This is a genomic window from Pseudomonas sp. GW821-FHT03C07 (genome assembly GCF_059420925.1).
In genome coordinates this window covers 174,185-196,892 of sequence record NZ_JBWKUQ010000006.1, presented here as the reverse complement: position 1 = coordinate 196,892, position 22,708 = coordinate 174,185, and the positions used below count along the sequence as shown (strand labels likewise).

At 57.5% G+C, this 22,708-nt stretch carries 15 protein-coding genes; 2 read left to right on the top strand and 13 right to left on the bottom strand.

What is annotated here, in order from left to right; genetic code table 11:
- Nucleotides 1-57: 57 nt before the first annotated feature.
- Genes miaA through AC07VG_RS14435 form a run of 5 tightly spaced genes read right to left on the bottom strand, consistent with a single transcriptional unit; the run spans nt 58 to nt 5,694 of the window.
- Nucleotides 58-1,038, bottom strand: a complete 981-nt coding sequence (gene miaA / locus AC07VG_RS14455) for a tRNA (adenosine(37)-N6)-dimethylallyltransferase MiaA (protein ID WP_495001294.1) — start codon at nt 1,036-1,038, stop codon at nt 58-60.
- The gene (gene mutL / locus AC07VG_RS14450; protein ID WP_495021394.1) at nt 1,038-2,948 is read right to left on the bottom strand and encodes a DNA mismatch repair endonuclease MutL; all 1,911 of its coding nucleotides are present in this window, start codon (nt 2,946-2,948) and stop codon (nt 1,038-1,040) included. Before mutL ends, miaA begins: the two co-directional genes overlap by 1 nt.
- Nucleotides 2,945-4,372 carry an N-acetylmuramoyl-L-alanine amidase gene (locus AC07VG_RS14445; RefSeq protein ID WP_495001437.1) on the bottom strand — a complete coding sequence of 476 codons (1,428 nt, stop codon included), beginning with the start codon at nt 4,370-4,372 and terminating at the stop codon, nt 2,945-2,947. Before AC07VG_RS14445 ends, mutL begins: the two co-directional genes overlap by 4 nt.
- A gap of 3 nt (nt 4,373-4,375) precedes the next feature.
- Nucleotides 4,376-4,846, bottom strand: a complete 471-nt coding sequence (tsaE, locus tag AC07VG_RS14440) for a tRNA (adenosine(37)-N6)-threonylcarbamoyltransferase complex ATPase subunit type 1 TsaE (RefSeq protein WP_495021393.1) — start codon at nt 4,844-4,846, stop codon at nt 4,376-4,378.
- Nucleotides 4,834-5,694: an NAD(P)H-hydrate dehydratase gene (locus tag AC07VG_RS14435; RefSeq protein WP_495021392.1), complete on the bottom strand. Its 861-nt coding sequence runs from the start codon at nt 5,692-5,694 to the stop codon at nt 4,834-4,836. Before AC07VG_RS14435 ends, tsaE begins: the two co-directional genes overlap by 13 nt.
- 63 nt (nt 5,695-5,757) lie before the next feature.
- On the opposite strand from AC07VG_RS14435, the gene queG reads away from it, so the two are divergent.
- On the top strand, nt 5,758-6,831 hold the full coding sequence (queG, locus tag AC07VG_RS14430; protein WP_495001290.1) for a tRNA epoxyqueuosine(34) reductase QueG: 1,074 nt from the start codon (nt 5,758-5,760) through the stop codon (nt 6,829-6,831).
- Between the two features lie 9 nt (nt 6,832-6,840).
- Here the strand turns inward: queG and AC07VG_RS14425 are convergent, their stop codons facing one another.
- The 7 genes from AC07VG_RS14425 to orn form a co-directional block, all read right to left on the bottom strand.
- Nucleotides 6,841-7,503, bottom strand: coding sequence for a hypothetical protein (locus AC07VG_RS14425; RefSeq protein ID WP_495021391.1), 663 nt, complete (start codon nt 7,501-7,503; stop codon nt 6,841-6,843).
- On the bottom strand, nt 7,503-9,794 hold the full coding sequence (locus AC07VG_RS14420; protein ID WP_495001288.1) for a hypothetical protein: 2,292 nt from the start codon (nt 9,792-9,794) through the stop codon (nt 7,503-7,505). Before AC07VG_RS14420 ends, AC07VG_RS14425 begins: the two co-directional genes overlap by 1 nt.
- A gap of 10 nt (nt 9,795-9,804) precedes the next feature.
- Nucleotides 9,805-11,664 carry a hypothetical protein gene (locus AC07VG_RS14415; protein ID WP_495021390.1) on the bottom strand — a complete coding sequence of 620 codons (1,860 nt, stop codon included), beginning with the start codon at nt 11,662-11,664 and terminating at the stop codon, nt 9,805-9,807.
- 13 nt (nt 11,665-11,677) lie between these two features.
- Entirely contained in the window at nt 11,678-14,698 is a 3,021-nt protein-coding gene (locus tag AC07VG_RS14410) for a hypothetical protein (RefSeq protein WP_495021389.1), read from the bottom strand.
- 66 nt (nt 14,699-14,764) lie between these two features.
- A complete protein-coding gene (locus tag AC07VG_RS14405) occupies nt 14,765-18,862 on the bottom strand; it encodes a hypothetical protein (protein WP_495021388.1) in 4,098 nt (1,365 codons plus the stop codon).
- A gap of 198 nt (nt 18,863-19,060) precedes the next feature.
- Nucleotides 19,061-19,675, bottom strand: coding sequence for a trimeric intracellular cation channel family protein (locus tag AC07VG_RS14400; protein WP_495001436.1), 615 nt, complete (start codon nt 19,673-19,675; stop codon nt 19,061-19,063).
- A gap of 204 nt (nt 19,676-19,879) precedes the next feature.
- The gene (gene orn, locus AC07VG_RS14395; RefSeq protein ID WP_177090531.1) at nt 19,880-20,422 is read right to left on the bottom strand and encodes an oligoribonuclease; all 543 of its coding nucleotides are present in this window, start codon (nt 20,420-20,422) and stop codon (nt 19,880-19,882) included.
- Between the two features lie 110 nt (nt 20,423-20,532).
- Here orn and rsgA point away from each other — a divergent pair, with 110 nt between their 5' ends.
- On the top strand, nt 20,533-21,564 hold the full coding sequence (gene rsgA, locus AC07VG_RS14390) for a small ribosomal subunit biogenesis GTPase RsgA (RefSeq protein ID WP_495001284.1): 1,032 nt from the start codon (nt 20,533-20,535) through the stop codon (nt 21,562-21,564).
- A 109-nt stretch (nt 21,565-21,673) separates the two neighbouring features.
- On the opposite strand, the gene motB is transcribed toward rsgA, so the two are convergent.
- Entirely contained in the window at nt 21,674-22,708 is a 1,035-nt protein-coding gene (motB, locus tag AC07VG_RS14385; protein WP_495001283.1) for a flagellar motor protein MotB, read from the bottom strand.

The window sequence follows — 22,708 nt, the reverse complement described above, 5'->3', positions numbered from 1 at the left end:
GGTAAATGGATGGCTTATACCGCCTTTCCCCCAAGGATAGACGGCAATTGCAAGGACTCAGCCCAATATGGAGATCGTCCCAAGGTATTTCAAGGCGCGTGGCAGATTGTCGCAATCCAGGCTGTCCAGCCAGTGCAGATCCGTCCAGCTGCGCAACCAGGTGAACTGGCGCTTCGCCAATTGGCGCGTGGCAATGATGCCGCGCTCCTGCATTTCGGCTGACGTCAGCTTGCCCTCGAGGTACTCCCAGACTTGCCTGTAGCCTACAGCACGTATAGAAGGCAACCCGACATGCAGGTCATTCCTCCTACGCAGAGCTACGACCTCCTCTACGAACCCCTGTTCCAGCATTTGTGTGAATCTTTGTGCAATTCGGTCGTGCAGGACCTGACGATTCGCCGGGGCGATGGCCAGGTTGGCAACAGTATAGGGTAATTGAGGCCGTCCCGAAGCGGCTGCGTCAGTACTTTGCGCAGATTGTCGCTGACGGTGGGCGGTCATGCTCGATCCGCTGACCCGGTAGACTTCCAGCGCCCGACTCAGGCGTTGAGGGTCATTGGGGTGGATGCGTGCCGCCGATTCCGGGTCGATAACCGCCAATTGGTCGTGCAGGGCCTGCCAGCCAAGGCGTGCGGCCTCTTCTTCGATTTCGGCACGGATCTGCGGATCGGCCGCCGGCATGTCCGCCAGCCCCTCCAGCAAGGCCTTGTAATAGAGCATGGTACCGCCCACCAGCAGCGGAATCTTGCCGCGCGCGGTGATCTCGGCCATCGCCGTCAGGGCGTCACGGCGAAATTCGGCGGCGGAATAACTTTGCGCCGGGTCGAGAATATCGATCAGCCGGTGCGGAAACTCCGCCAGCAGGGCTTTCGAGGGCTTGGCCGTGCCGATATCCATGTCCCGGTAGACCAGGGCCGAGTCGACACTGATCAGCTCGCACGGCAGCACCTTGGTCAACTCGATGGCCAGGTCGGTCTTGCCCGCCGCCGTCGGGCCCATCAGGAAGATCGCCGGTGGTAATGCCTTGGAGCCCGTCATCAGCGACCGCGCAAGAACAGTTTGTCCAGATCATCCAGCCCGAGCTGGGTCCAGGTGGGCCGACCGTGGTTGCACTGGCCGCTGCGTTCGGTGTTTTCCATATCCCGCAGCAAGCCGTTCATTTCCGCCAGGGCCAGGCGCCGATTGGCGCGAATCGCGCCATGGCAGGCCATGGTCCCGAGCAATTCGTTCAGGTGCGCCTGAATCCGGTCGCTGGTGCCGTACTCCATGAGGTCGGCCAGTACGTCCTGGACCAGGCGATTGGCCTCGGCCTGCTTGAGCAGGGCCGGGATCTGCCGGATCGCCAGGGTTTCCGGGCCGAGGCGCTGCAATTCGAAGCCCAGGCGCTGGAACCAGCTGACATGCTCTTCGGCGCAATCGGCTTCGCGCTGGCTGACCGCCAGGGATTCGGGCACCAGCAACGGCTGGCCACTCAGACCTTCACTGGCCATGGCGATCTTCAGGCGTTCGTACATGATCCGCTCATGGGCCGCGTGCATGTCCACCAGTACCAGGCCCTGGGCGTTTTCGCTGAGGATATAGATACCCTTGAGCTGCGCCAGCGCATAACCCAGCGGAGGGACGTCGCCCTGGCTGTCGGGCAGGGTCGGCGCATCCGGCAGCGGCGCAAAAAACTCGCGATAGACGCCCTGGGCCTCGGCGGCAGGCGGCATCTGGGTGGCTGGCGGGCGGTACTGATATTGATAACCGGCACCGGAACCCGACCCGGCCGCCGGCGCAAACGCGGATGAAGGCTGGGCCTGGGGCTGCTCCAGCAGATTGGCCGCCAGGCGCATCTCGCCTTGGGGACCGAATTCGCCGGCCTCGATCCCCGTCGGCCGGACCATACCGGCGACAGCGGCGGGCGCGGCCAGGTGATCTTCCGGGCGCACGTCGCCCAGGGCGCGGTGCAGGGTGCCGTAGAGGAAATCGTGGACCATGCGCCCGTCACGGAAACGCACTTCGTGCTTGGTCGGGTGCACGTTGACGTCGACCACCGCCGGATCGACCTCGAAAAACAGCACGAAGGTCGGGTGCCGGCCGTTGAACAGCACATCGCGATAGGCCTGGCGCACCGCATGGGCCACCAGCTTGTCACGCACCGCGCGGCCGTTCACATAGAAATACTGCAAGTCCGCCTGGCTGCGGGAGAAGGTCGGCAGGCCGACCCAACCCCACAGGTGCAGGCCGTTGCGCTCCACCTCGATGGGCAGCGCCTGTTCGAGGAAGCCCGCACCGCAGACCGCCGCCACACGCCGGGCACGGGCCGCATCGTCATGGGCCTCGTGCAGGCTGAGAATGCTCTTGCCGTTGTGGCGCAGATGAAAGGCGACATCGAAACGGGCCAGGGCCAGGCGCTTGATCACTTCCTGCAGATGATCGAACTCGGTCTTCTCGGCCTTGAGGAACTTGCGCCGCGCCGGGGTGTTGAAAAACAGATCGCGGACTTCCACCGAGGTGCCCACCGGATGGGCCGCGGGCTGCACCCGGGCATCCATGTCGCGGCCTTCGGTTTCCACCTGCCAGGCCTGGTCGGCATCGCGGGTGCGGGAAGTCAGGGTCAGCCGGGCGACGGAACTGATGGAGGCCAGGGCCTCGCCACGGAAGCCAAGGCTCATCACCCGTTCCAGGTCTTCCAGGTCGCGAATCTTGCTGGTGGCGTGACGGGCCAGCGCCAACGGCAGGTCGTCGGCGGAGATACCGCTGCCGTCGTCGCGCACCCGCAGCAGCTTGACGCCGGCCTGCTCGACATCCACATCGATGCGCTTGGCGCCGGAGTCCAGGCTGTTTTCCAACAGTTCCTTGATCACCGAGGCCGGACGCTCGACCACCTCACCGGCGGCAATCTGGTTCGCCAGTCGCGGGCTGAGCAGTTCGATGCGGGTGTTGCTGTTGAGGGCTTCGCTCATTGTTTGGCCGCCAGTTCAGCACCGGGAATGGTCAGGTTCTGCCCGACCTTCAGTTCATCGCTGCTCAGGTTGTTGGCGCTGCGCAAGGTCGCCGCCGAGACCTGGTAGCGCACGGCAAGCATCGCCAGGGTCTCGCCCGGCGCCACGCGATGGTCACGCGGGCCCTCGGCGATCTTGCCGGAGTCCCGCAGCCAGGCGATATAGGTGCCCGGCGGTGGGTTCTGCTGGAAGAACTGGCGGATACCGGCGCTGATAGAGCGCGCCAGTGCCTGCTGATGATTCGAGGAGGCCAGCTTGGACGCCTCGTTGGAGTTGGAGATAAATCCGGTCTCCACCAGGATCGACGGAATATCCGGCGACTTCAGCACCATGAACCCGGCCTGCTCCACCCGCTGCTTGTGCAGCGGCGTGACCCGCCCGATATTGCTCAGGACTTTCTGACCGACGTTGAGGCTGGAGGTCAGCGAGGCGGTCATGGACAGGTCGAGCAAGACGCCGGCGAGCATCTTGTCCTTGTCGTCGAGGCTGACGTTGCCGGCGCCGCCGATCAGGTCGGAGCGGTTTTCACTGTCCGCCAGCCAACGGGCGGTCTCGGAGGTGGCGCCACGATCGGACAGGGCGAACACCGAGGCACCGAAGGCCGCTGCCGACGGCGCGGCGTCCGCGTGAATCGAGACGAACAGGTCGGCGCCTTTCTTGCGGGCGATCTCGGTGCGACCGCGCAGCGGGATAAAGTAGTCGCCGGTGCGGGTCAGCTCGGCACGATAGCCCTTCTGACCACTGACCTGGCGTTGCAACTCTCGGGCGATGGCCAGCACCACGTCTTTCTCGTGCTGGCCACGGGAGCCGGAGGCCCCCGGGTCTTCGCCGCCGTGGCCGGCATCGATCACCACAATGATGTCACGCTTGCCCGCCGGAGCCGGCGGCAGCTTGATCGCCGGCTCCGTCGGCGTTACCGGGACCGCCGGCACGGTGGCCACGGCAGGCGTCGGTGCCGGCGCGGGCGCGGCATCGGCGGGGTTGTCGTACAGATCGACCACCAGGCGATTGCCATACTGCGCGTTCGGCGCCAGGACGAAGCTTTTCGGCGTGACCGCCTTTTTCAGGTCGACCACCACCCGCAGGTCGGTCGGCGTGCGCTGGGCAGCCCGCAGGCTGTTGATCGGGGTGTTGGCGGTCGGCACGTTCAGCGGGCCGCCCAGGGTCGCGCCATTGATATCGATCACCAGCCGATCCGGAGAGGTCAGGGTGAATACGCTGTGCTGGACCGGGCCGGACAGGTCGAATACCAGCCGCGTGTTGTCCGGGGCCCGCCACAGGCGAACACTCTTGACCTGTGTCGCCGCCAAGGCGTCAACGGCCAGTGCCGCCAGCAACAATCCCACGACAGCAACCAACGCGCGAAGGCGCATACCAAACCCCATCATTTATTTGATTTCCAATGCCAGATCGGCACACCAGGAGTCGCCACGCGCGCCCTGGGACAACAGATACAGCGAACGGCCGCCATTATGCGGGCTAATGGTAATGGTCAGGTCAGGCTTTGGCAAAAAGCCCTCACCGCGCCGCGGCCACTCCACCAGGCACAGGGCCGCACCGTCGAAATAGTCGCGAATGCCCATGTATTCCAGCTCCTCCGGATCGACCAGGCGATACAGATCGAAATGGAAGGCACGGATATCACCGATTTCGTACGGTTCAACCAGGGTAAAGGTCGGGCTTTTCACCGCGCCGGCATGGCCGAGGCCGCGAATGATGCCCCGGGACAGGGTGGTCTTGCCGGCACCGAGGTCGCCTTCGAGGAAAATCACTCCGACGCCACGGCTCACCTCGGCGATTTTCCGGCCGAACGCCACCATGGCCTCTTCATCAGGCAGTTGAAGGGTTAGTTCAGACACGGTGATTGCTCCTCCAGCAACTGTCGAATGACCGGAATCAGATCGCTGGCCGCCAGTCCACGGCCGTTTTTTCCCAACTGTTCGCCGGCGCTGGCGTGCAGCCATACCGCCAGGCAGGCGGCTTCGTACGCCGGCAGGCCCTGAGCCCGCAGGGCACCGAGCAGCCCGGACAGGACATCGCCGAGCCCCGCCGTGGCCATGGCCGGATGGCCGCGCTCGCAGATCGACAGACGCCCGTCCGGCGCGGCAATCAGGCTGCCCGCGCCCTTGAGCACACAGACCGCCTGGTACCGCTGGGCCAACTGGCGCGCGGCGGCGGGACGATCCGCCTGTACGGCTGCCGTGGAAATTCCCAGCAAGCGCGCCGCCTCCCCCGGGTGTGGGGTAATCACGCTGTCCGCCGGCAGCGCGAAACTGCCAGTGGCCAGTAGGTTCAGGGCGTCGGCATCCCAGACTTGCGGCACCCCGGCGTTGGCCGCCAGCGACAACAGGCTGCGGCTCCAGGCGGATTGACCGAGTCCCGGGCCGACCACCAGTACGCTGGCCTGGGCCAACACGGTCATCAACTGATTGGCCGATTCGATACCCAGTGCCATGACCTCCGGCAGCCGGGCCAACGCGGCGGCCACATGCCCGGAACGGGTCGCCAGGGATACCAGTCCGGCACCGCCGCGCAAGGCCATTTCGCCAGCGAGCAGGATCGCGCCACCAAACCCCCGGTCGCCGCCGATCAACAGGGCATGGCCGAACTGCCCCTTGTGGGCATCCAATTGTCGTGCGGGAAGGCTCGGCAGCGTGGCGAGGGTCAATGACTGAATATCGGAAAAAGGCGGTTTGGTCTGCGGCATGCGTCGTCGAGCTCTGATGTCTGGCAGAATTATACGCATCAAAGCCTAGGTTTCTCCTGTCTCATGCCTGTAAATAGCGTCGACCTTCCCGCCCTCGCCCAATCCATCAAGGAATGGGGCCGTGAACTGGGCTTTCAACAAGTTGGCATCGCCGGCCTTGAGCTGGGCGAGCATGAACAGCACCTGCAACGCTGGCTCGACGCCGGCTATCACGGCGACATGGACTATATGGGCGCCCACGGCAGCAAGCGCTCGCATCCCGACGAGTTGGTGCCCGGGACATTGCGGGTGGTGTCGCTGCGCATGGACTACCTGCCGGGCGACACCCAGATGGCCCAGCGCCTGGGTCAACCGGAAAAGGCCTATGTCTCGCGCTACGCCCTGGGCCGCGACTATCACAAGCTGATCCGCAAGCGCCTGCAGCAGCTCGCCGAGCGTATCCAGCGGGTTATCGGCCCGTTCGGCTACCGCGCCTTCGTCGACAGCGCCCCGGTCCTGGAAAAGGCCATCGCCGAACAGGCCGGGCTCGGCTGGATCGGCAAGAACACCCTGGTGCTCAATCGCCAGGCCGGTAGCTATTTCTTTCTCGGCGAGCTGTTCGTCGACCTGCCGCTGCCGGTAGATGCCCCCCATGCCACGGAGCATTGCGGACGCTGCACGGCGTGCATGGATATCTGTCCAACAGCTGCGTTCGTCGGGCCTTATGTGCTGGACGCGCGACGCTGCATTTCGTACCTGACCATCGAGCTGAAAACCGCGATCCCGGAAGAGCTGCGCCCGTTGATCGGCAACCGGGTGTTCGGCTGCGACGATTGCCAGATGGTCTGCCCGTGGAACCGTTTCGCCCGCCCGTCGGATGAAGGCGACTTCAAGCCCCGGCACAGCCTGGACAATGCCGGGCTGGCCGAGCTGTTTCTGTGGGACGAAGAGACCTTTCTGAAAAATACCGAGGGTTCGCCACTGCGCCGGGCAGGTTATGAACGCTGGCTGCGCAACCTGGCGGTCGGGCTGGGAAACGCGCCTTCGACGATTCCGGTGCTTGAAGCGCTCAACAGCCGTCGCGACTACCCGTCGGAACTGGTCCAGGAACATGTGCAGTGGGCACTGCGGCAACATACGCAGCGCGACGCCGTTTGACCTCGAGATTCAAATAGAGACCGCAAAACCGCTGACCGACGCCTGAATATCAATCTCACAATAGCGGACTTCCCGTTTCAACAGCAGCAGGGACCGCCCATTGGCGTTTCTCAGGGTAAGCCGCGATCCTTCCCCGACCACCGCCATCACCGGGTGCTGCTCTCCGCTCTTGAACTTGATATGGGCAGGTAGTTGCACGGTTCGAACCACCTGCTCCATTGCGCAAGCCGTCTGACTATTGTCGATCACCAGATCGAGCCTGAAGGTGCTCTTGCCCTTGAACTTGACGATCTCCAGGGAAGACCGCGACAAGTCCAACTCTGGAATTGTCTCGCGCGCATCCTCCTGGCCGGATAGATCCAGACTGACCTGAGGCAGCGTCTGGAACGTCCCTTGCGGGACAAGCAACTCGGTACGACTGCCAAAGTTCGAGTCAAGGTCCTTTGACGCCATCAAGCTGGTCTTGAACTGCAAGGTGTAGCTGGTTTCGGGGTGCAATCTGACCTGGTACTTGTTGAGGGCCTGCTCCTGCGGGGACTCACCGGCCGCCCAGCCAAAAGGATTGACGTTCAAGAGCAGATGCGGGGTGGCACCGAATAACAGAACCGTCGGGACCGGGCCAAAATCCAGTACTTCCAAGCGTTTGTTCGGCGTCGAAGGCATCGTCACCATCAGCTTTCGCTCGCGTCCCCGGCGGTGGTGACAAACAGTATGTCTGCCAGTTGCTGATTATAATAGGAGGTCCACGCGTAATTTTCCGGTTCCCACCCTATCATTCGCGACTCGTGCGGACTATAAAATGAAAAGTCCTGAAACTCTCTATAGTTGACACCCAAATGCTCCCTGAACCATTTGAGTATCGCGTGTCGTTTATAATGATAATTCGGATCCAGTGGATCAATAAGGAATTTTATTCTGTTTTCCCGTTTCAGATCCTCCAAGGCCCGCTTGTATATTCGGCTATTGGCCTCACTGTCGCCCCTCCCACCGGGTGCCTGAGAGCGGTAGCGATTTTTTATCTCTGCGTAGTAACCATGCAACAACCGCATCGTTTCAAATGTATTGACTCGTAAAAATGCGCCCTCGCCCTTGGGTTTGATAGACACCATTTCATAAGCCAAATGTTCAGTATTGGCAATGTGCTGTTCTCTCGTCAAGGGTCCGAATGGCGGCGACAGCGATTGAACAAGAACGTCTCGCTCAACCCGCCTTCGGTTTCTCTCCTCCAAGACACCTTGCTCATAAATTTTGTAATCCGCCGCTTTCTTGTTTTTTGCCTGATCGAACTCATCCTGCGAAATGACCCCGCCCCGAAAGTCACTTCCGTTCAGACCGTCGATGGAAAACAGATGGGTCTCTTTTAGGAACTGTTGAACATAGGGCTCATTAAGATCCAAAGCACCGGCTCTGGATATAAAACTGGAAAATTCACGAGCCCGCATGGCATTCATGACGTTCAGCACAACCCCTGGCAGGGGAGACATGTTGTCACCCGATTCCACAAAGGAGGAATGAATCGGCCAAAATCGCCCGCCCAGATACACCAACGAAACATGCGGACTGCAAATAACAGTGATATTCGGCAGCCAGTTCCTTTCCAGGCCATCACCGCCGACCACCTTGAAGCGTCCCTCCTCCAGGCAACGCGCCAGAAACAGAACCGTTACATACTCCGCCATGGCCTTGGGAAAGTGACAGGCGGTAAAATTGATAAATTTTATTCCCCTGAAATTTACCGGATCCTTGCCAAACGAACCTGAGAAATTATCATATAGCCAGTTCGCGATTCTCTCAGGATTAGAGACGCCGCCCAAACCAAAAACATCCGCATGAGCGAGTATATTGATGGTTCCATCAAAACCGCTTTGCGCATGGCTCGGACTGATGTAATCAATCGGTAGCAGATCAATGAACCTTGGCGGTTTTGTGTCCCAGAACGCACCGACCGCAGGTGACTGCACCCGATAGTGGTGACTGATGCTGTAAACCCCAGCCGCCTGCTCACGGCCAATGGCTTGATCCAGTCTTGCCTTTCTGAAACGTACAAAATCCCCATCCAGATTATCGAGGTAACGTCGAACCGCCTCTGGATCGCCGGGTACGGTCCCATGGGGATCCAATACATCGGCTATGATGGGAAAAAGGGTCGCATCAAGCCGCCATCTGCCACGATCGATATCCGCCGCGATCATGGCTTTTATCGCCAGAGAAAATCTAAGCAAATCCTCGGGATTTTTAAGCCCGCCTTTACTTTTATAAGAAAAATACAAACTGATAACATGCATGGAAATGGGGTCTTCAAAAGAAGAAAACTCCCGATACAGCTTGGCACTGGCGATATCTTCGCCAATCAGAAGATACAGCGACCCTTTTACAGCGCGCTTCACCCGCCCCGCCGATCGTGTGAGGGTAGCCGACACGTTGACGCCGTGAAAAACCCTCAGCTTTTTCTGGACGATCGCCAAATAATACAGAGCGACCAGGCCTTTCAGAAAATTCAACTCGATTTTCTTTTCAATAAAGTCTTCACCCTGCAATTTAGCCATCGCGATGAAGTCTTTCAGCAAGGTCAAATGGATCAGTGCGCGCGCGCCTTCGCCCCTCGCCGTCAATAAATCCGACTCAAGCTGTGAGTAAGCCCCTCGCAAACTTTCGTTCATGTCCTTCCAGAGCCGAAATGATGAGATCTCCTTGGTAAAATCAAAATCCCATTGGTCTCGAAAGCACGGATAAATGACTCGACGGCCCTCATGCATTTGACTATGAATCTCACCCAAGCGGTAAGTCCTTGCGCCTTGGCTAGCTCGGATTTCCTTATCTTCCAGTTGGAGACTGGGAAAAACGATAGCGTAACGTTTCAGCAGCGTGATGATCGATTCAAAATAGGCCAAGCTCTCCTGGTTTAGCCCACTGCCGGATATTTCATATTGATTCAGACTATAATCAAACAACAACCTTTGCATACGGCCCCGCCTAAACGTTCAGGGATTTTTTATATTGTTCCAGCAGAGCATTGAACGAACCGGAAAAGCTCAGATGGGCCAATGTTTTCACGTTATAGTCTTCGTCCACTTTGTCCGCCGCGCCGAGCAGTCCCTGGCGTTGCCACAATGCAGTGTTCCACAGGCTCAAATCCTTGATCGAGATCGTCACAGGGCCGTCAAGGGACGCGTTTCCCAAGCCAAGCGCCAAAACAACTTCAGTGATTGTTCGACTGGCCTGAGCCGAGCCGCTATCTGCTGTAGCGGAGGTTTTGTAGTGGAAGGCAGGCGTCAATGGCGTGGCCAGCTCACTGTCCAAACGTGCGGCAAACAGGCTGAACTCTTTTCGGTCGGCGCTTAACGACAACAACAGGAAACAGGGGAAATCCTTTAGATCCATCAGTCCATGGTCATTGCCCTGAGCATCGCTGAAAACCAGTTTCTCTTCGTAACTCAATGCGCGACCGCTGGCATCAATATTCATGCGCCTGAGTATCTGTAGACTGAACGCGAGGCTGTTCTCCGGCGCGGAGGTTTTGACCGTGAGTAGCCCCATCTTCTCTCGACGTACATACAGCTTTTTCTGGTCGTCACGCAGAGCAGTTTGAAGCTGGCTCATCGTTTCCGTGATCCGGCGTGCGTCGGCAAAATCGGCCGCGGCCAAACGTTTCATGAACTGTGGAAGTCGATTCGTCAACTTGCCGGTGTTGATGACGGCGGCAATCGATCCATCCTTATAGTGAGGAGAAAGGACGAAGGATTCGCTCGGGTCGAAAGCCTCTATCTCCTCGACAGCCGCCTTGAAATTCAACCATTGCCTGCGCTTTGCAAAAACCGCTTCTGCTTGGCTGCACTCACCGATTTGCGTCACCACTGTGGTGATTTTAGATAAACCTTCTTCTTTCAAGGCGATATTCAACATACCGCTACTGGACGCGCCGCGATCTCCCGTGGGCCGCAAAAAAATGGAGCACTTGTTTTTGAATGCATCAAAACAGAGTCCCTTCGCAGCCCCGATTGCAAAATGCCGGTTTTCCACGGAGGCAAAAGCGTTCTGGCCAAACGTGCTCCAGCGGTTTCCTTGCAGGGGGTAGTGGGCTGACAATCTCTCCAGCGGTAATTGCCGGTATCCAAAACGCTTCAATACCTGCTTTTTTTCGCTCAGATAATCCCTGAAATTATTCTCGCCTTCGGGTTGAGGGTTGCCTACCCAGGCGGCCACCCTGTGCAGTTGCAAAGAGTGCCGGCCACTTTTGACCGGCGCGGGAATCGTGTTGAAGCGGAACACGCTGAAACCCGAGAAAAAATCTTTAAAATCTTCGCCGAAGTCAGCCAGGATAAAAGGCTGTTCCCCGGCTTTTTCGCTATTCCAGACTTTGACGACCGAGACACCGTCTTTTGTTTCCAACTTGATAACGCAGGGATCCTTGTGAGAAAAAATAAGCGGTTCGGTCTTGCCCGACACCTGACGTGTCGCCACTTTCACCGCACTTTTAGCCTGTCGGCTCGCGGCTGACACCTTGCCGCTTGCATCCTCCTCCCATATTCTAAGCATGAGATACAACTGATCGTTCAAACAGACCAGTGTAAAGCTTCGGCCTTCTCGATAGGAAAAGACCCTCTCACTCGCCGCGCCCTCCCGTGGCTCCGTGCGATAGTGGTCGTGCTTTTTTTCGCCCATCCAGATGTTGGGTTTGGCAACAAGACTGGCAGAGTCGGCGTCATGCGCCTGCCAGACCGCATTGACAGCAGTAAACTCAAAGGTGAACGTATAATCCTTTTCTCCATAAAAAGGACTGTCCACCGTATAGCGATTTTCGTTCATTTCTAACAGCTTGAATTGCGCAGACATCACTGTCCCTCCCTTATTCCTTTTCGACCACGTCATACTGCTGGATTTGATCTTTCAGGTAAGCGTGTGAACCTGCCTTCTGGACGACGGTATCGGCCAATTGGGTAAACCCTTGCTGAAGCGCGGGTTCGGCAAGGACAGATTGATATTTATAAACTTCTTCTCGATCGCGCCGTTGCGCCAACTTCAGGAACTCAATTAACTGGTCGGCGCTGAACGTGCCTTCCGCAAGCCTCAGGCTGACCCTGTTTTGCCCGGACTTGCGCCACGCCACAAGCCCTTTTAAACAGAGTGTCAGCAGGTGCGCTTCGGTTTCCTGGAACAAGAACAGGTCATCGTCCTTTATCTGTGCGCTTGTGAAACTGACGCTGGGGGCCGTTATGACATTAACTGCATTTTTCCTGGTCGATAGAAAAAGAACTTTAGTGCCGCCCAGCGCGCTGGAAATTTCAATCGTATTGCTATAGCCGTTGGCAATCACATTGTCAGTGCCGCCCTGGTTGAGATAGAAAAAATTCTCCGGGAGATTTCCGACAAGCTGGGTTTCATTTTTACCGCCATGCAGATAAGCCACCTCTCCACGGGCAATCAGAATATCCTGGCCATCAGCGCTGGGATAAAGCGCTGTGTTGGGTTTGCCCAGTATGCTGTTGCGCAGGACATACACGTTTTTGTCCGCCCATCGATGCAGGACGGTTTTTTCTCCGAGCGTCTCACGACTTAAATCGACTTGCCGCCGCCAATAGATTTTTCCGTCATTCGGCGACACCTCCAATGTATAGAGGCGGCCTCTTATCTCGATTTCCAGGAACTCAGCGAAAGGCTCTTTCAAAAAGTTGACCAGCGTCAGCGAGCCCTCTTTGATAGCCGCCTGGCTCCCCTCGAGTAACGCCAGGACAGCTGAGTCTTGAGTCGTCGCCAGCTCTTTCTTCGGATCGAGCAGAAGCGCCCATTCCAGAACGATACTGCCCCAAAGCTCGTGCTCCGACCCAGGCACCTTTATCCTGATGTTTTCCAGGTCGACCCCAAGCAGTTTCAGCCGAGAAGGCGCCATCCCCTTGCGATAGTCCTCCTCGGCGGCGAAATCAAAGGTGGTGTGTGAATTCCACAGCAGGTACAGCGTGTTGGGCGAACCACGCCCTTGAATTTTACTGCGCCCCTGCCCGACATACAGCGTATTGGAAAAACCTGGGTCCAACTCATAGTGATGAGTGCCTGTCAGGCAAGGGATGTAGGTATAAGGATTGAACTTGCCTTCAATCGTCAGGAAATAAGCGGCATCGTATGCACCTCCGTCAAACTCCCGCTCTGCCCGGTAGGTGTAAGGCGACGGTGTTGCTGAAAGCGCGTCTTTCTTCATCCAGATACAAAGCACCAGTATATCGACGCCGCGCCACCAGGCCGGCTGCGCTTCTATCGCTGATTTCTCCCGCCATTTCGTGCTGAATATTTTTCTCCCAACTTTAGAATACCCATGAATGGAAACAGACTGAGTGACCTCCTTCGGAAAGCCCCCGGTCATGGAGACATTTTCTGCCATTCTTTCAAAAGAAAAGGGGATGCTGGTATAGGCCAGGACATGCTCTTCAAGGAAATCCTGCAACTTTGAGTCCGCGATTGTGGGTGCTATATCCAATCCCTCGTAGGGGACCTCCAGGTCCTTTTCAATCGCGGCAAACGTCAACGTTCGGTCATAATAAAAATCCACCTCCGAAAGAGACATCTGCTGGAGGGCCGCCGAAGAAAATAACGACGACAGATCCATTCGATAGTAGCAAGCCGAGTCGTTCTCTTTTAATGAATCCTTAATGTCCATTTCAACGAAGTAGGTTTGCCCTTGAGCATCCAGGTTCAATAATCGCGCCGCGGCGGCATCCTCGTTGACCTTCCGGAAGTGGCAACGACCGATATATTTTCCCTCGCCCAGCGGTTGGTAGTCGGCATCGAATACTTCATAGAAAAAGCTGGCGGTCTCCGTCGAGGGTGGCGTCTCCAGGTAGGTCAGGCCTTTCACCCGTAAAAAGGACCTTTTATCCAGATAGACGACCGAACGCAACGACATCATATCGATCAGCAGCTCAGCCCCGTTTTTTTTAACCGCACTCGAAAGATCCAGTCGATGACGACTGTTATAGGTCACCTCAGTGGCAGAGTCATAAAATACCCTGAACCTTGGAAAGGTGACATTCAAATAGTTGAACAGGTCCTTGCCATCCAATGGAAACTTCAGGTACAGAGAACCCAACGTATGGGACTTATTAATGGCCTTCATATCGATGAGCTGATGACTCGAGGCCATGACCTTGACTTGCAAGAAGTCTTTTTGAGCATCCTCGAGCAACTCTATGCGACGGCCCCCACTGCGCGTAATATGATAAGAAAACTGGATGGAGCTCAAATTGAAGGCCGACGTCGTTACCCGCGGAAGCAGAACAAAACCTCTTGATTTCTTCTTCTTTATTTCATCAAAACTCAGATAGCCGACGGTTGGCTGCGTCGCCTGCCCGTCATAGCGAGTCATTTTAATTTCATAATTAACGATACCGTCGTGAAGATAGCGGTCGAGATCCGCTTCCCGCTGTGGATTGAAAACGAGCGCTGTCGAGTCATAAGATCGACTGGCCGCGCTGCCCAGGAAAACCGTTTGATTATTTCCTGGCACCCGCAGCTCGGGCAGGTCCATCTCCAAAACATTATATAAGCGCTCCCCATAGTAAAGATCGGGATTCAAGGTAATGGTCTGGTTCTGCAGGACCAGTCTTAAATTATTTTCTATATTTTTTCTCAACACCAACTCGCCGCCTTTTTCCTCGCTGACGAAATAATTACCCTCCAAAGATACTTGCAGCTTGGACTGCTCACGGTCCTCAATTTTAAACGACTGCTTGCTCACCGGGGATACTCGGGAATCCAGCCAGGTGGTGATATCATGGTATTTAAGTGAGGTATCCGTCAGCATCAGCTCGACCCTCTCCAGCCTGGCGTCCTTCGCCACACCGTGACCGGTGATTTTTACTACTTTTTTCTTACTCATCACTTATATTCCCTTAAAGTGTTTCAGCTCTATGTACCACGCGAGCCCGCGCCCAACGCCTGAGCTCTAGATGGAGACCGCAAAACCGCTGACCGCCGCCTGAATGTCGACCTCGCAACTTCTCGTTTCCCGTCTCAGCAGCAGCAGGGAGCGTCCTGTCGAGTTTCTCAAGGTAATGCGTGAGGCCTCCCCGACCACCGCCATCACGGGGTGCGTTTCTCCGCTCTTGAAGCGGATATAGGCGGGCAGTTGAACGGTTCGAACCACTTGTTCCAGCGCGCAGGCTTGGCCTTCGGACGTCACCAGTTCGAGCTTGAAAGTGCTTTTACCCTTGAACTTGGTCACTTCCAGGGAGGACAGCGACAAGTCCAGCTCGGCAATCGTCTCGCGAGCATCTTCCTGGCCGGATAGATCCAGGCTGACCCGAGGCAGCGTCTGGAACGGCCCTTGCGGGACAAGCAACTCGGTACGACTGCCAAAGTTCGAGTCAAGGTCCTTTGACGCCATCAAGCTGGTCTTGAACTGCAAGGTGTAGCTGGTTTCGGGGTGCAATCTGACCTGGTACTTGTTGAGGGCCTGCTCCTGCGGGGACTCACCGGCCGCCCAGCCAAAAGGATTGACGTTCAAGAGCAGATGCGGGGTGGCACCGAATAACAGAACCGTCGGGATCGGGCCAAAATCCAGTACTTCCAAGCGTTTGTTCGGCGTCGAAGGCATCGTCACCATCAGCTTTCGCTCGCGTCCCCGGCGGGCCTCCCGACGACGCAGGTACCAGCCCTTGCAGACCTGGGCGTGTTTCCCTTGGCCCTTGCCATCCGGCCAGGATCTCAAGTCATTCGGAGCCAGCCCCAAAGGCGATAACGTATAACCCCTGGGCTCCTGCCGAAGGCTCGCCTCCTGGCTGACCGAGCCGATGTCCTTGAGCGGGTTGGTCTGATCGTCATCGTCCGCATCGTTGATCATCGGTGTCAGGAACAGATCAATGCCATCCTCATGTAAACCAGCGGTGACAATCCCCGTCCCCGGGTCCTGGCGGCCGTCGAACAGTTGGTCCGCCACCTGGCGCATCTGCTGCTGGGTCAAGATCCCTTCCAGCGCCGAAGAACCAAACATATTGCGAAAGAACAGGCTGACCTTTTCATTCCAGCGGTAGTTATCCAGTTGCGAGAGACTGACGATCGCATTCAGGATGATATTGACGACGGTCAAGGCCGCACCGACCAGGATCAGCACGACATTTACCCCCGGCACGCCGATCAGGATAAAGGCTGCCAGGTTGACGCCGAAGGCCACCCCGTCGATCACCGTCATGGTGATGTAGAGCGCTTGTTCCTCGGCGGTCTTGGCCAACTGGACGCCTTCGATATTGCGATAGAGACTGACGGCGGTGAACAGCACATCCAGGGGCAGCAGCACCTTGTTCAGCTTGAAGAACAGCTGGTCCAGCCGGGGCTGCCAGAGGGCTCGGGAAGCGCTGGAGGCCAGGCGCAAGGCAACCGCGGGGCCAACGTCGGTGGTGAAATCGAACACCCCCTTGACCACCGCCAACGAGTCGCTGACGCTAAAGACGCCCGATCGGGCCGACGAAAAATCCAGGTGGAAGGGCTGGGTTCGAAAATCGGCAAAGACCCCGAAAGCGCCCAGCAAGCGACTGGTGCCGGTGGCCACACGGGCGCTGGTCTTCAGCACCCGGGCAGAAAGTTGCTGTTTCTTGAGGCGGTTCCTGGCCAGGTCGAGCTGTTCCTGGGTGTCTTGCAGACCTTTCAGGGATGCCGAGTCCTTGAGCAGCGCCTTCTTGCTGTTCAGTTGGTTTTCCAACTGCTCCAGGGCTGGAAGAATCTTTGTTTCATCGCCAATCTCCAGCAACCCCCGCAGCTCTCGCGTTGATACGCCGAGCTGTTCACTGCCCAGGAGGCTGCGCTGAATGGCATTGTCTACAATCAGGGTGCCCACTTTGGGGGTTGCTGTTTGAAACTCCCGAAACAAGCTCGGAGGGAACTCGCCATAGGGTATATTTTTGAAAAATTCACGCGTGGCAGAATCGATATTGATGCCGGTCATCTCCCAATATTCCTGCTTACTGAGCAGAAAGAATTTTTCATAGGCGCTTTTATAGTTACTTTCACTGCTGGGCACCGTAGAGCCACAGAACTTTAAAATAGCATTGGAGATAGCTCTTATCCTTTGCGCCCCATGGGGATCATAAGGATCAATCAGGAATTTTACTTTTGTCCCGGTATAAGCAAGCAGCCCCTCTACTGAGTCACCTCGATCGGTGGCCGCCTTCAACCTCAGCAGAAAATCCACCACCTTCCTCATTGTTTCAACTTCGCCGATCGGCAATAACCCACCGCCTCCCCCGCCCTCTATGGAGGCAATCGCCAGCATTTCCCTGACCGTTTCAGCCGAGTCGGAAAATTTATCATTGATCAATCGATCCAGCCCGTCCAAGGCACTTTTGCGGAGATTGGCCGCCGCTTGTGCAGGCCTCCGGATAGCATCGAACGCCATTTCATCCATGTGCGAAACATGGCGCTCATTCGCCGACAGTTTGCCGACCTCTAAAACATGCGTGCGCTTTAAGTAGTCGACAAAGGAAAGATTATTCAAGTCTGCTGGTCCGTCGGACCACTCGAAATTTTCTCTGATCGCCACCTGAATATTCCAGGTATTCGGAGGGTCCTCAGGCCTGCGCGGACGCAGTGGGCTCAGGGAGGCGTCGATAAGGTACCTGAAGGCCTTGAGAACAAGACCGGGCAAAACAAGATGATGATCTTGCCATTTGCTCGACAACGGACCCAGCACCCAATCCGACGTCAGTACAAGAGGCGCTCTGGGACTGGATACAACCAGCACATTGGGAATTTGACTCTTGTCAAGATGAGCCTGTACCAAGGCCCTCTCCAAAAGCAGACAGGTAATATTTGAAGCCGCCACATGAGAAACATGACAGGATTGAAAATTGACAACCCTTAATTTCTTGAATCCAGACGCGGTGTAGGTATTGAGTATATTGCTATACAACCATTCCGCTACCTTTTCCGGATGTCCGAACACACGTTTTTCAATATCCCGACCATGCCCTACAACATTGACAATCCCATCAAAAGAAACACCTTCCGCCGCCGGCGCAGAATATTTTACGACCAGCTCATTATTGCTGATTGAATAATCCGCTCCCAGTTCAAGATAATGGCGCCCCCCAGGCCTAAGTAGACTGCCCAGCTCTCGACGCCTGAACAGCTCAAACTCTCCATGCAGGCTGACAAGCATCCCGTTCCATTCAGCGGAGCCCACGGGAGGTAGAGAACCCAGGATGTGTGGCACGCTCTGCGTTCTCAATTCGTTCAGATAGGGGAGCCCCGCAAACAGAGCGGGCGGCATCAACCAGAGATTGGTGGATAACAGGAAACTGGAAAAATCCTCTCTTGTATTGATACGCCCTTTCCATTCTATGTTGTACTTGTAGATCAAATGCATACTGGCAATAGACGCGGGACTTTGCGCCGCAATCACTCGGTAAAGCCGGACATCGGCGACATCGTCACCCACGAGTAGATTCAATACATGTTCAACGGCGCGCTTGCGACGACGTGTTGTGCCCGACTCGACAAGACTCGCCAGGCTTACCCCATGAAAAGCTCTTATCCTCGCCTGTGCGAGGCCCACCTGATAAAGAGAAAGTAGCCCTTTTAAAAAATCCAGTTCGACTCTTTTTGCCCTGAAATTATCGTCATCCAACTTGCACAGGGCAACAAAATCCTGGGTCAGCGCGAAACTTATCCGATGCGCCTCAGCCCCAGCGTCCTTGATAAAATATGACTTGAGTTTTGTATAGGACTCTACCCGCTCCGCATCCATGCCCTTCCACAAGGAGAAGGACGGTATTTCCCGAGCGAAATCAAATACGAACTCATCTCGAAAGCAGGGATAAATAATGCGCTGCGCATTCGTGCCCTGCGTGTATACGGTCCCCAGCGTATAAATGTTTCCACCTTGTGCAGCACGTATCTCCTTACCATCCAGATAGAGACCCGGGAAAGAGACTTCATACTTCTGCAGAACACGTTGAATTTCCTCAAGGTAGGCCAGAGCGTCCTGACTTAACGCATCACCCGACACCTCATATCGATGCGCAGCATAATCGAACAATAACTCATTCATATAACAACCCTGTCCTGTTGGGCAACGCACCAAGGGAAGTTATCGGAAAAAAAGACTCAGACATCGTAATATCCTTATTACTCCTTATGAGTCACAAGGCTACTCGCAGTCCTTTTCAAAAGAAAAACGGAATTTATCGATCAGATCCTACCCGGACAGATCGACAATGAGGGTTCAAACAATAGATATATACGCCCATCAGGCTTCGTCGTTATAAACGAACTTCGGCATTTCCCAGTGAAAACGAATCGCCAGCAGGCGCAGCAGAAAGCCACCGAACAGCGTGATCAAAATCGCCTGTTCATGGGGCAACTGCCAATAGGTGCACCCGAGAAAACACCAGGCGGCCGCGAAGGAGACGCTGGCATAGAGTTCACGACGGAACACCAGCGGAATGTCGTTGCAGAAAATATCGCGCAACACCCCGCCAAACACCCCGGTGATGACCCCGCTGACCGAAGCCACCATCAGGCCCTGGCCCATTTCCAGGGCGGTCATGCAGCCGATCAGGGTAAAGGCCACCAGGCCCACGGCATCGAGCACCAGGAACAGCGAGCGCAAGTGGCGCATCAACGGCGCGATGAATATCGTCACCAACGCCGCGACCGAGGTCAGCACCAGGTATTCCGGATGCTTGACCCAGGTCAGCGGGTAATGCCCCAGCAGAACGTCACGCACTGAACCGCCGCCGAGGGCGGTAACGCAGGCGATCAGCACCACGCCGAACCAGTCCATGCCACGCCGTCCCGCCGAGAGGGCACCGGTCATGGCTTCAGCGGTAATGGCGACGAGGTAGAGCATCAGCAACATGATGGCGATCCGGGTAGGAGGAGGCGCGCAGTCTACTGGCTTGCGCCGCGCACCAAAAGAGCGCACCTACCCTTTCCAATATTAGCCGATCAAGCCTGGACGCCCGCCATTGTGGGAGCGGAGCTTGCCCGCGAAGGGGCCAGTGGGGCCGCTACAAGGCTTCGCGGGCAAGCTCCGCGCCCACAGACAACAACGCCCACCAAGCGATCAGAACTTGATGAAGTGCTTGCGGTAGTGCTGCAACTCGGCAATCGACTCGCGAATATCATCCAGCGCCAGGTGCGTGCTGCCCTTCTGGAAGCTGTCGCGCACTTCCGGCGCCCAGCGTGCGGCCAACTCTTTCAAGGTCGACACGTCCAGGTTGCGGTAGTGGAAATAGTTTTCCAGGGCCTTCATGTGGCGGGCGAGAAAACGCCGATCCTGACAGATGCTGTTGCCACAGATTGGCGACTTGCCCTTGGGCACCCACTGTTCCAGGAAGGCGATGGTCTGCGCCTCGGCCTCGGCCATGTCGATGCGGCTGTCGCGCACGCGCTGGGTCAGCCCCGAACCGCCATGCTGACGGGTGTTCCACTCGTCCATGCCGGCCAGGATTTCATCGCTGTGATGGATCGCGATCACCGGCCCTTCGGCCAGGGTGTTGAGGTTGCTGTCGGTGACTATAGTCGCCATTTCGATAATAACGTCGGTGTCCGGGCTCAGGCCGGTCATCTCCAGGTCGATCCAGATCAGGTTCTGCGGGTTTTGCATGAGTTGGCTCCTCGGCGTAGCCGCACAGTTTAGCGCAGGCCGCGCTTGCCGGGCGTGCTAAACTCGCGACCGCTTGACCCTCCCCGCCGATTCAACGACACGGAACACCCATGGCCAAACGCCAGCTCAACCGCCGCCAGAACTGGCGCATCGAAAAGATCCAGGGCGAACGCGCCGCGCGCGCCGCCAAACGCGAGTCCCAAGCCGTGGAAGCGCTGGAAGGCGGCGACCTGGGGGCCGAACAGACGGGTCTGGTGATCGCGCACTTCGGCGTGCAGGTCGAAGTCGAGGCGCTAGAGGGTGAGCTCAAGGGTCAGGTATTCCGCTGCCACCTGCGGGCTAACCTGCCAGCGCTGGTGACCGGTGACCAGGTGGTCTGGCGTGCCGGCAACCAGGGCATCGGGGTGATCGTCGCGCAACTGCCACGCACCACCGAACTGAAGCGCCCGGACAGCCGCGGCCAGCTCAAACCGGTGGCCGCCAACGTCGACATGATCGTGATCGTCTTCGCCCCGCTGCCCGAACCCCATGCCAACCTGATCGACCGCTACCTGGTAGCCGCCGAACACGCCGGCATCCGCCCGTTGCTGCTGCTGAACAAGTTCGACCTGATCGATGAGCAGAACGCCCCGGCGCTGAATGCACTGCTGGCGGTCTACCGGCAGTTGGGCTATCCGCTGCTGGAAGTGTCGGCCCATCACGGCAACGGCATGGAACAGTTGCAGCAGCAGCTGGACGGGCACATCAGCGTGTTCGTCGGCCAATCCGGGGTCGGCAAGTCCTCGTTGGTCAACAGCTTGCTGCCCGAGGTGGACACCCGTGTCGGCCCGCTCTCCGAACTGTCCGGCCAGGGCACCCACACCACCACCACCGCGCGGCTGTTCCACTTCCCCGGCGGCGGTGAACTGATCGACTCCCCGGGGATTCGCGAGTTCGGCCTGGGCCATGTCAGCCGTGCCGATGTCGAAGCTGGCTTTATCGAGTTCAACGATCTGATCGGCACCTGCCGCTTCCGCGATTGCAAGCATGACCGCGAGCCCGGCTGCGCCCTGCTCAAGGCCCTGGAAGACGGCCGCGTGCAGCAGCAGCGGATGAACAGCTACCGTTCGATCATCGCCAGCCTGCCGCAAGACAGCTACTGAGGCTGGCTGATTGTAGGAGCGAGCTTGCTCGCGATGGACGCCAACGATAACGCGGGAAACCTGATACCCCGCAGTGCCTGGACTACCATCGCGAGCAAGCTCGCTCCTACTATGAACCGGTCTTGGGCTTGCCCGGTTCGTCCATCTTCAGCACCCCATCCTCGAAGATGTTCAGGCGTTGCCGCAGCTCATGGGCCGGCAGCGGCTGCTTGTCGGCCGGCAGCGCGTTCGGGTCCTTCGGCACCTCGCCCGGAGCACCTTGCCCTTCGGTCGGTGCCGGCTTGGCCCCATCCTCGCCCTGCTCGCCTTCAATGGCCTTCTGTGCCTTCTTGGTCAACACCACGATATCGATGCGCCGGTTGACCGGATTGAACGGGTCGGCCTTGTCGAACAGCGACGAGGAGGCGTAACCCACCACCCGCGCCACTTGCGTGTCCGGATAACTGCCGGCCACCAGCGCACGCCGGGCCGCGTTGGCGCGATTGGCCGACAACTCCCAGTTGCTGAAGCCGCCGGTGCCGGCGTACTGCTTGGCATCGGTGTGACCGCTGATGCTGATCTTGTTCGGCACCGCCTTGATGGTGTCGGCCATGGCCAGCAGGATGTCTTCGAAATAAGGCTTCAGACGCGCGCTGCCGGAGTCGAACATCGGCCGGTTTTCCGCGTCCATGATCTGGATGCGCAGGCCATCGGGGGTGATCTCGAACTTGATCTGGTCCTTGAACTTCTGCAGTTCCGGGCTCTCGTCGACCTTTTTATGCAGCTCCTGCATCAGCAATTCCAGGCGCTCTTTCTCCACCTGCTCGGCCATGCTCTCGACCTGATCGCTGTCGATCTTGACCTTGTCCGGCTGTGGCTCGGATTTGACTTCCGGATTGAGGGTCTTGTCCGGCGCCAGCACCGGCGAACCGCCCAGGTCGATGATGTAGGGCGTACCGCTCTCGGAGAAGCCGATCGGGTCCTTGAAATAGCCGGCGATGGCGATTTTCTGTTCCGGGGTCGCGGTGGACAGCAGCCACAGCACCAGGAAGAACGCCATCATCGCCGTCGCGAAGTCGGCGAAAGCGATTTTCCAGGCGCCGCCGTGATGCCCGCCGGCAAAGCGCTTGACGCGCTTGATTATGATCGGCTGATTGTTTTCCAT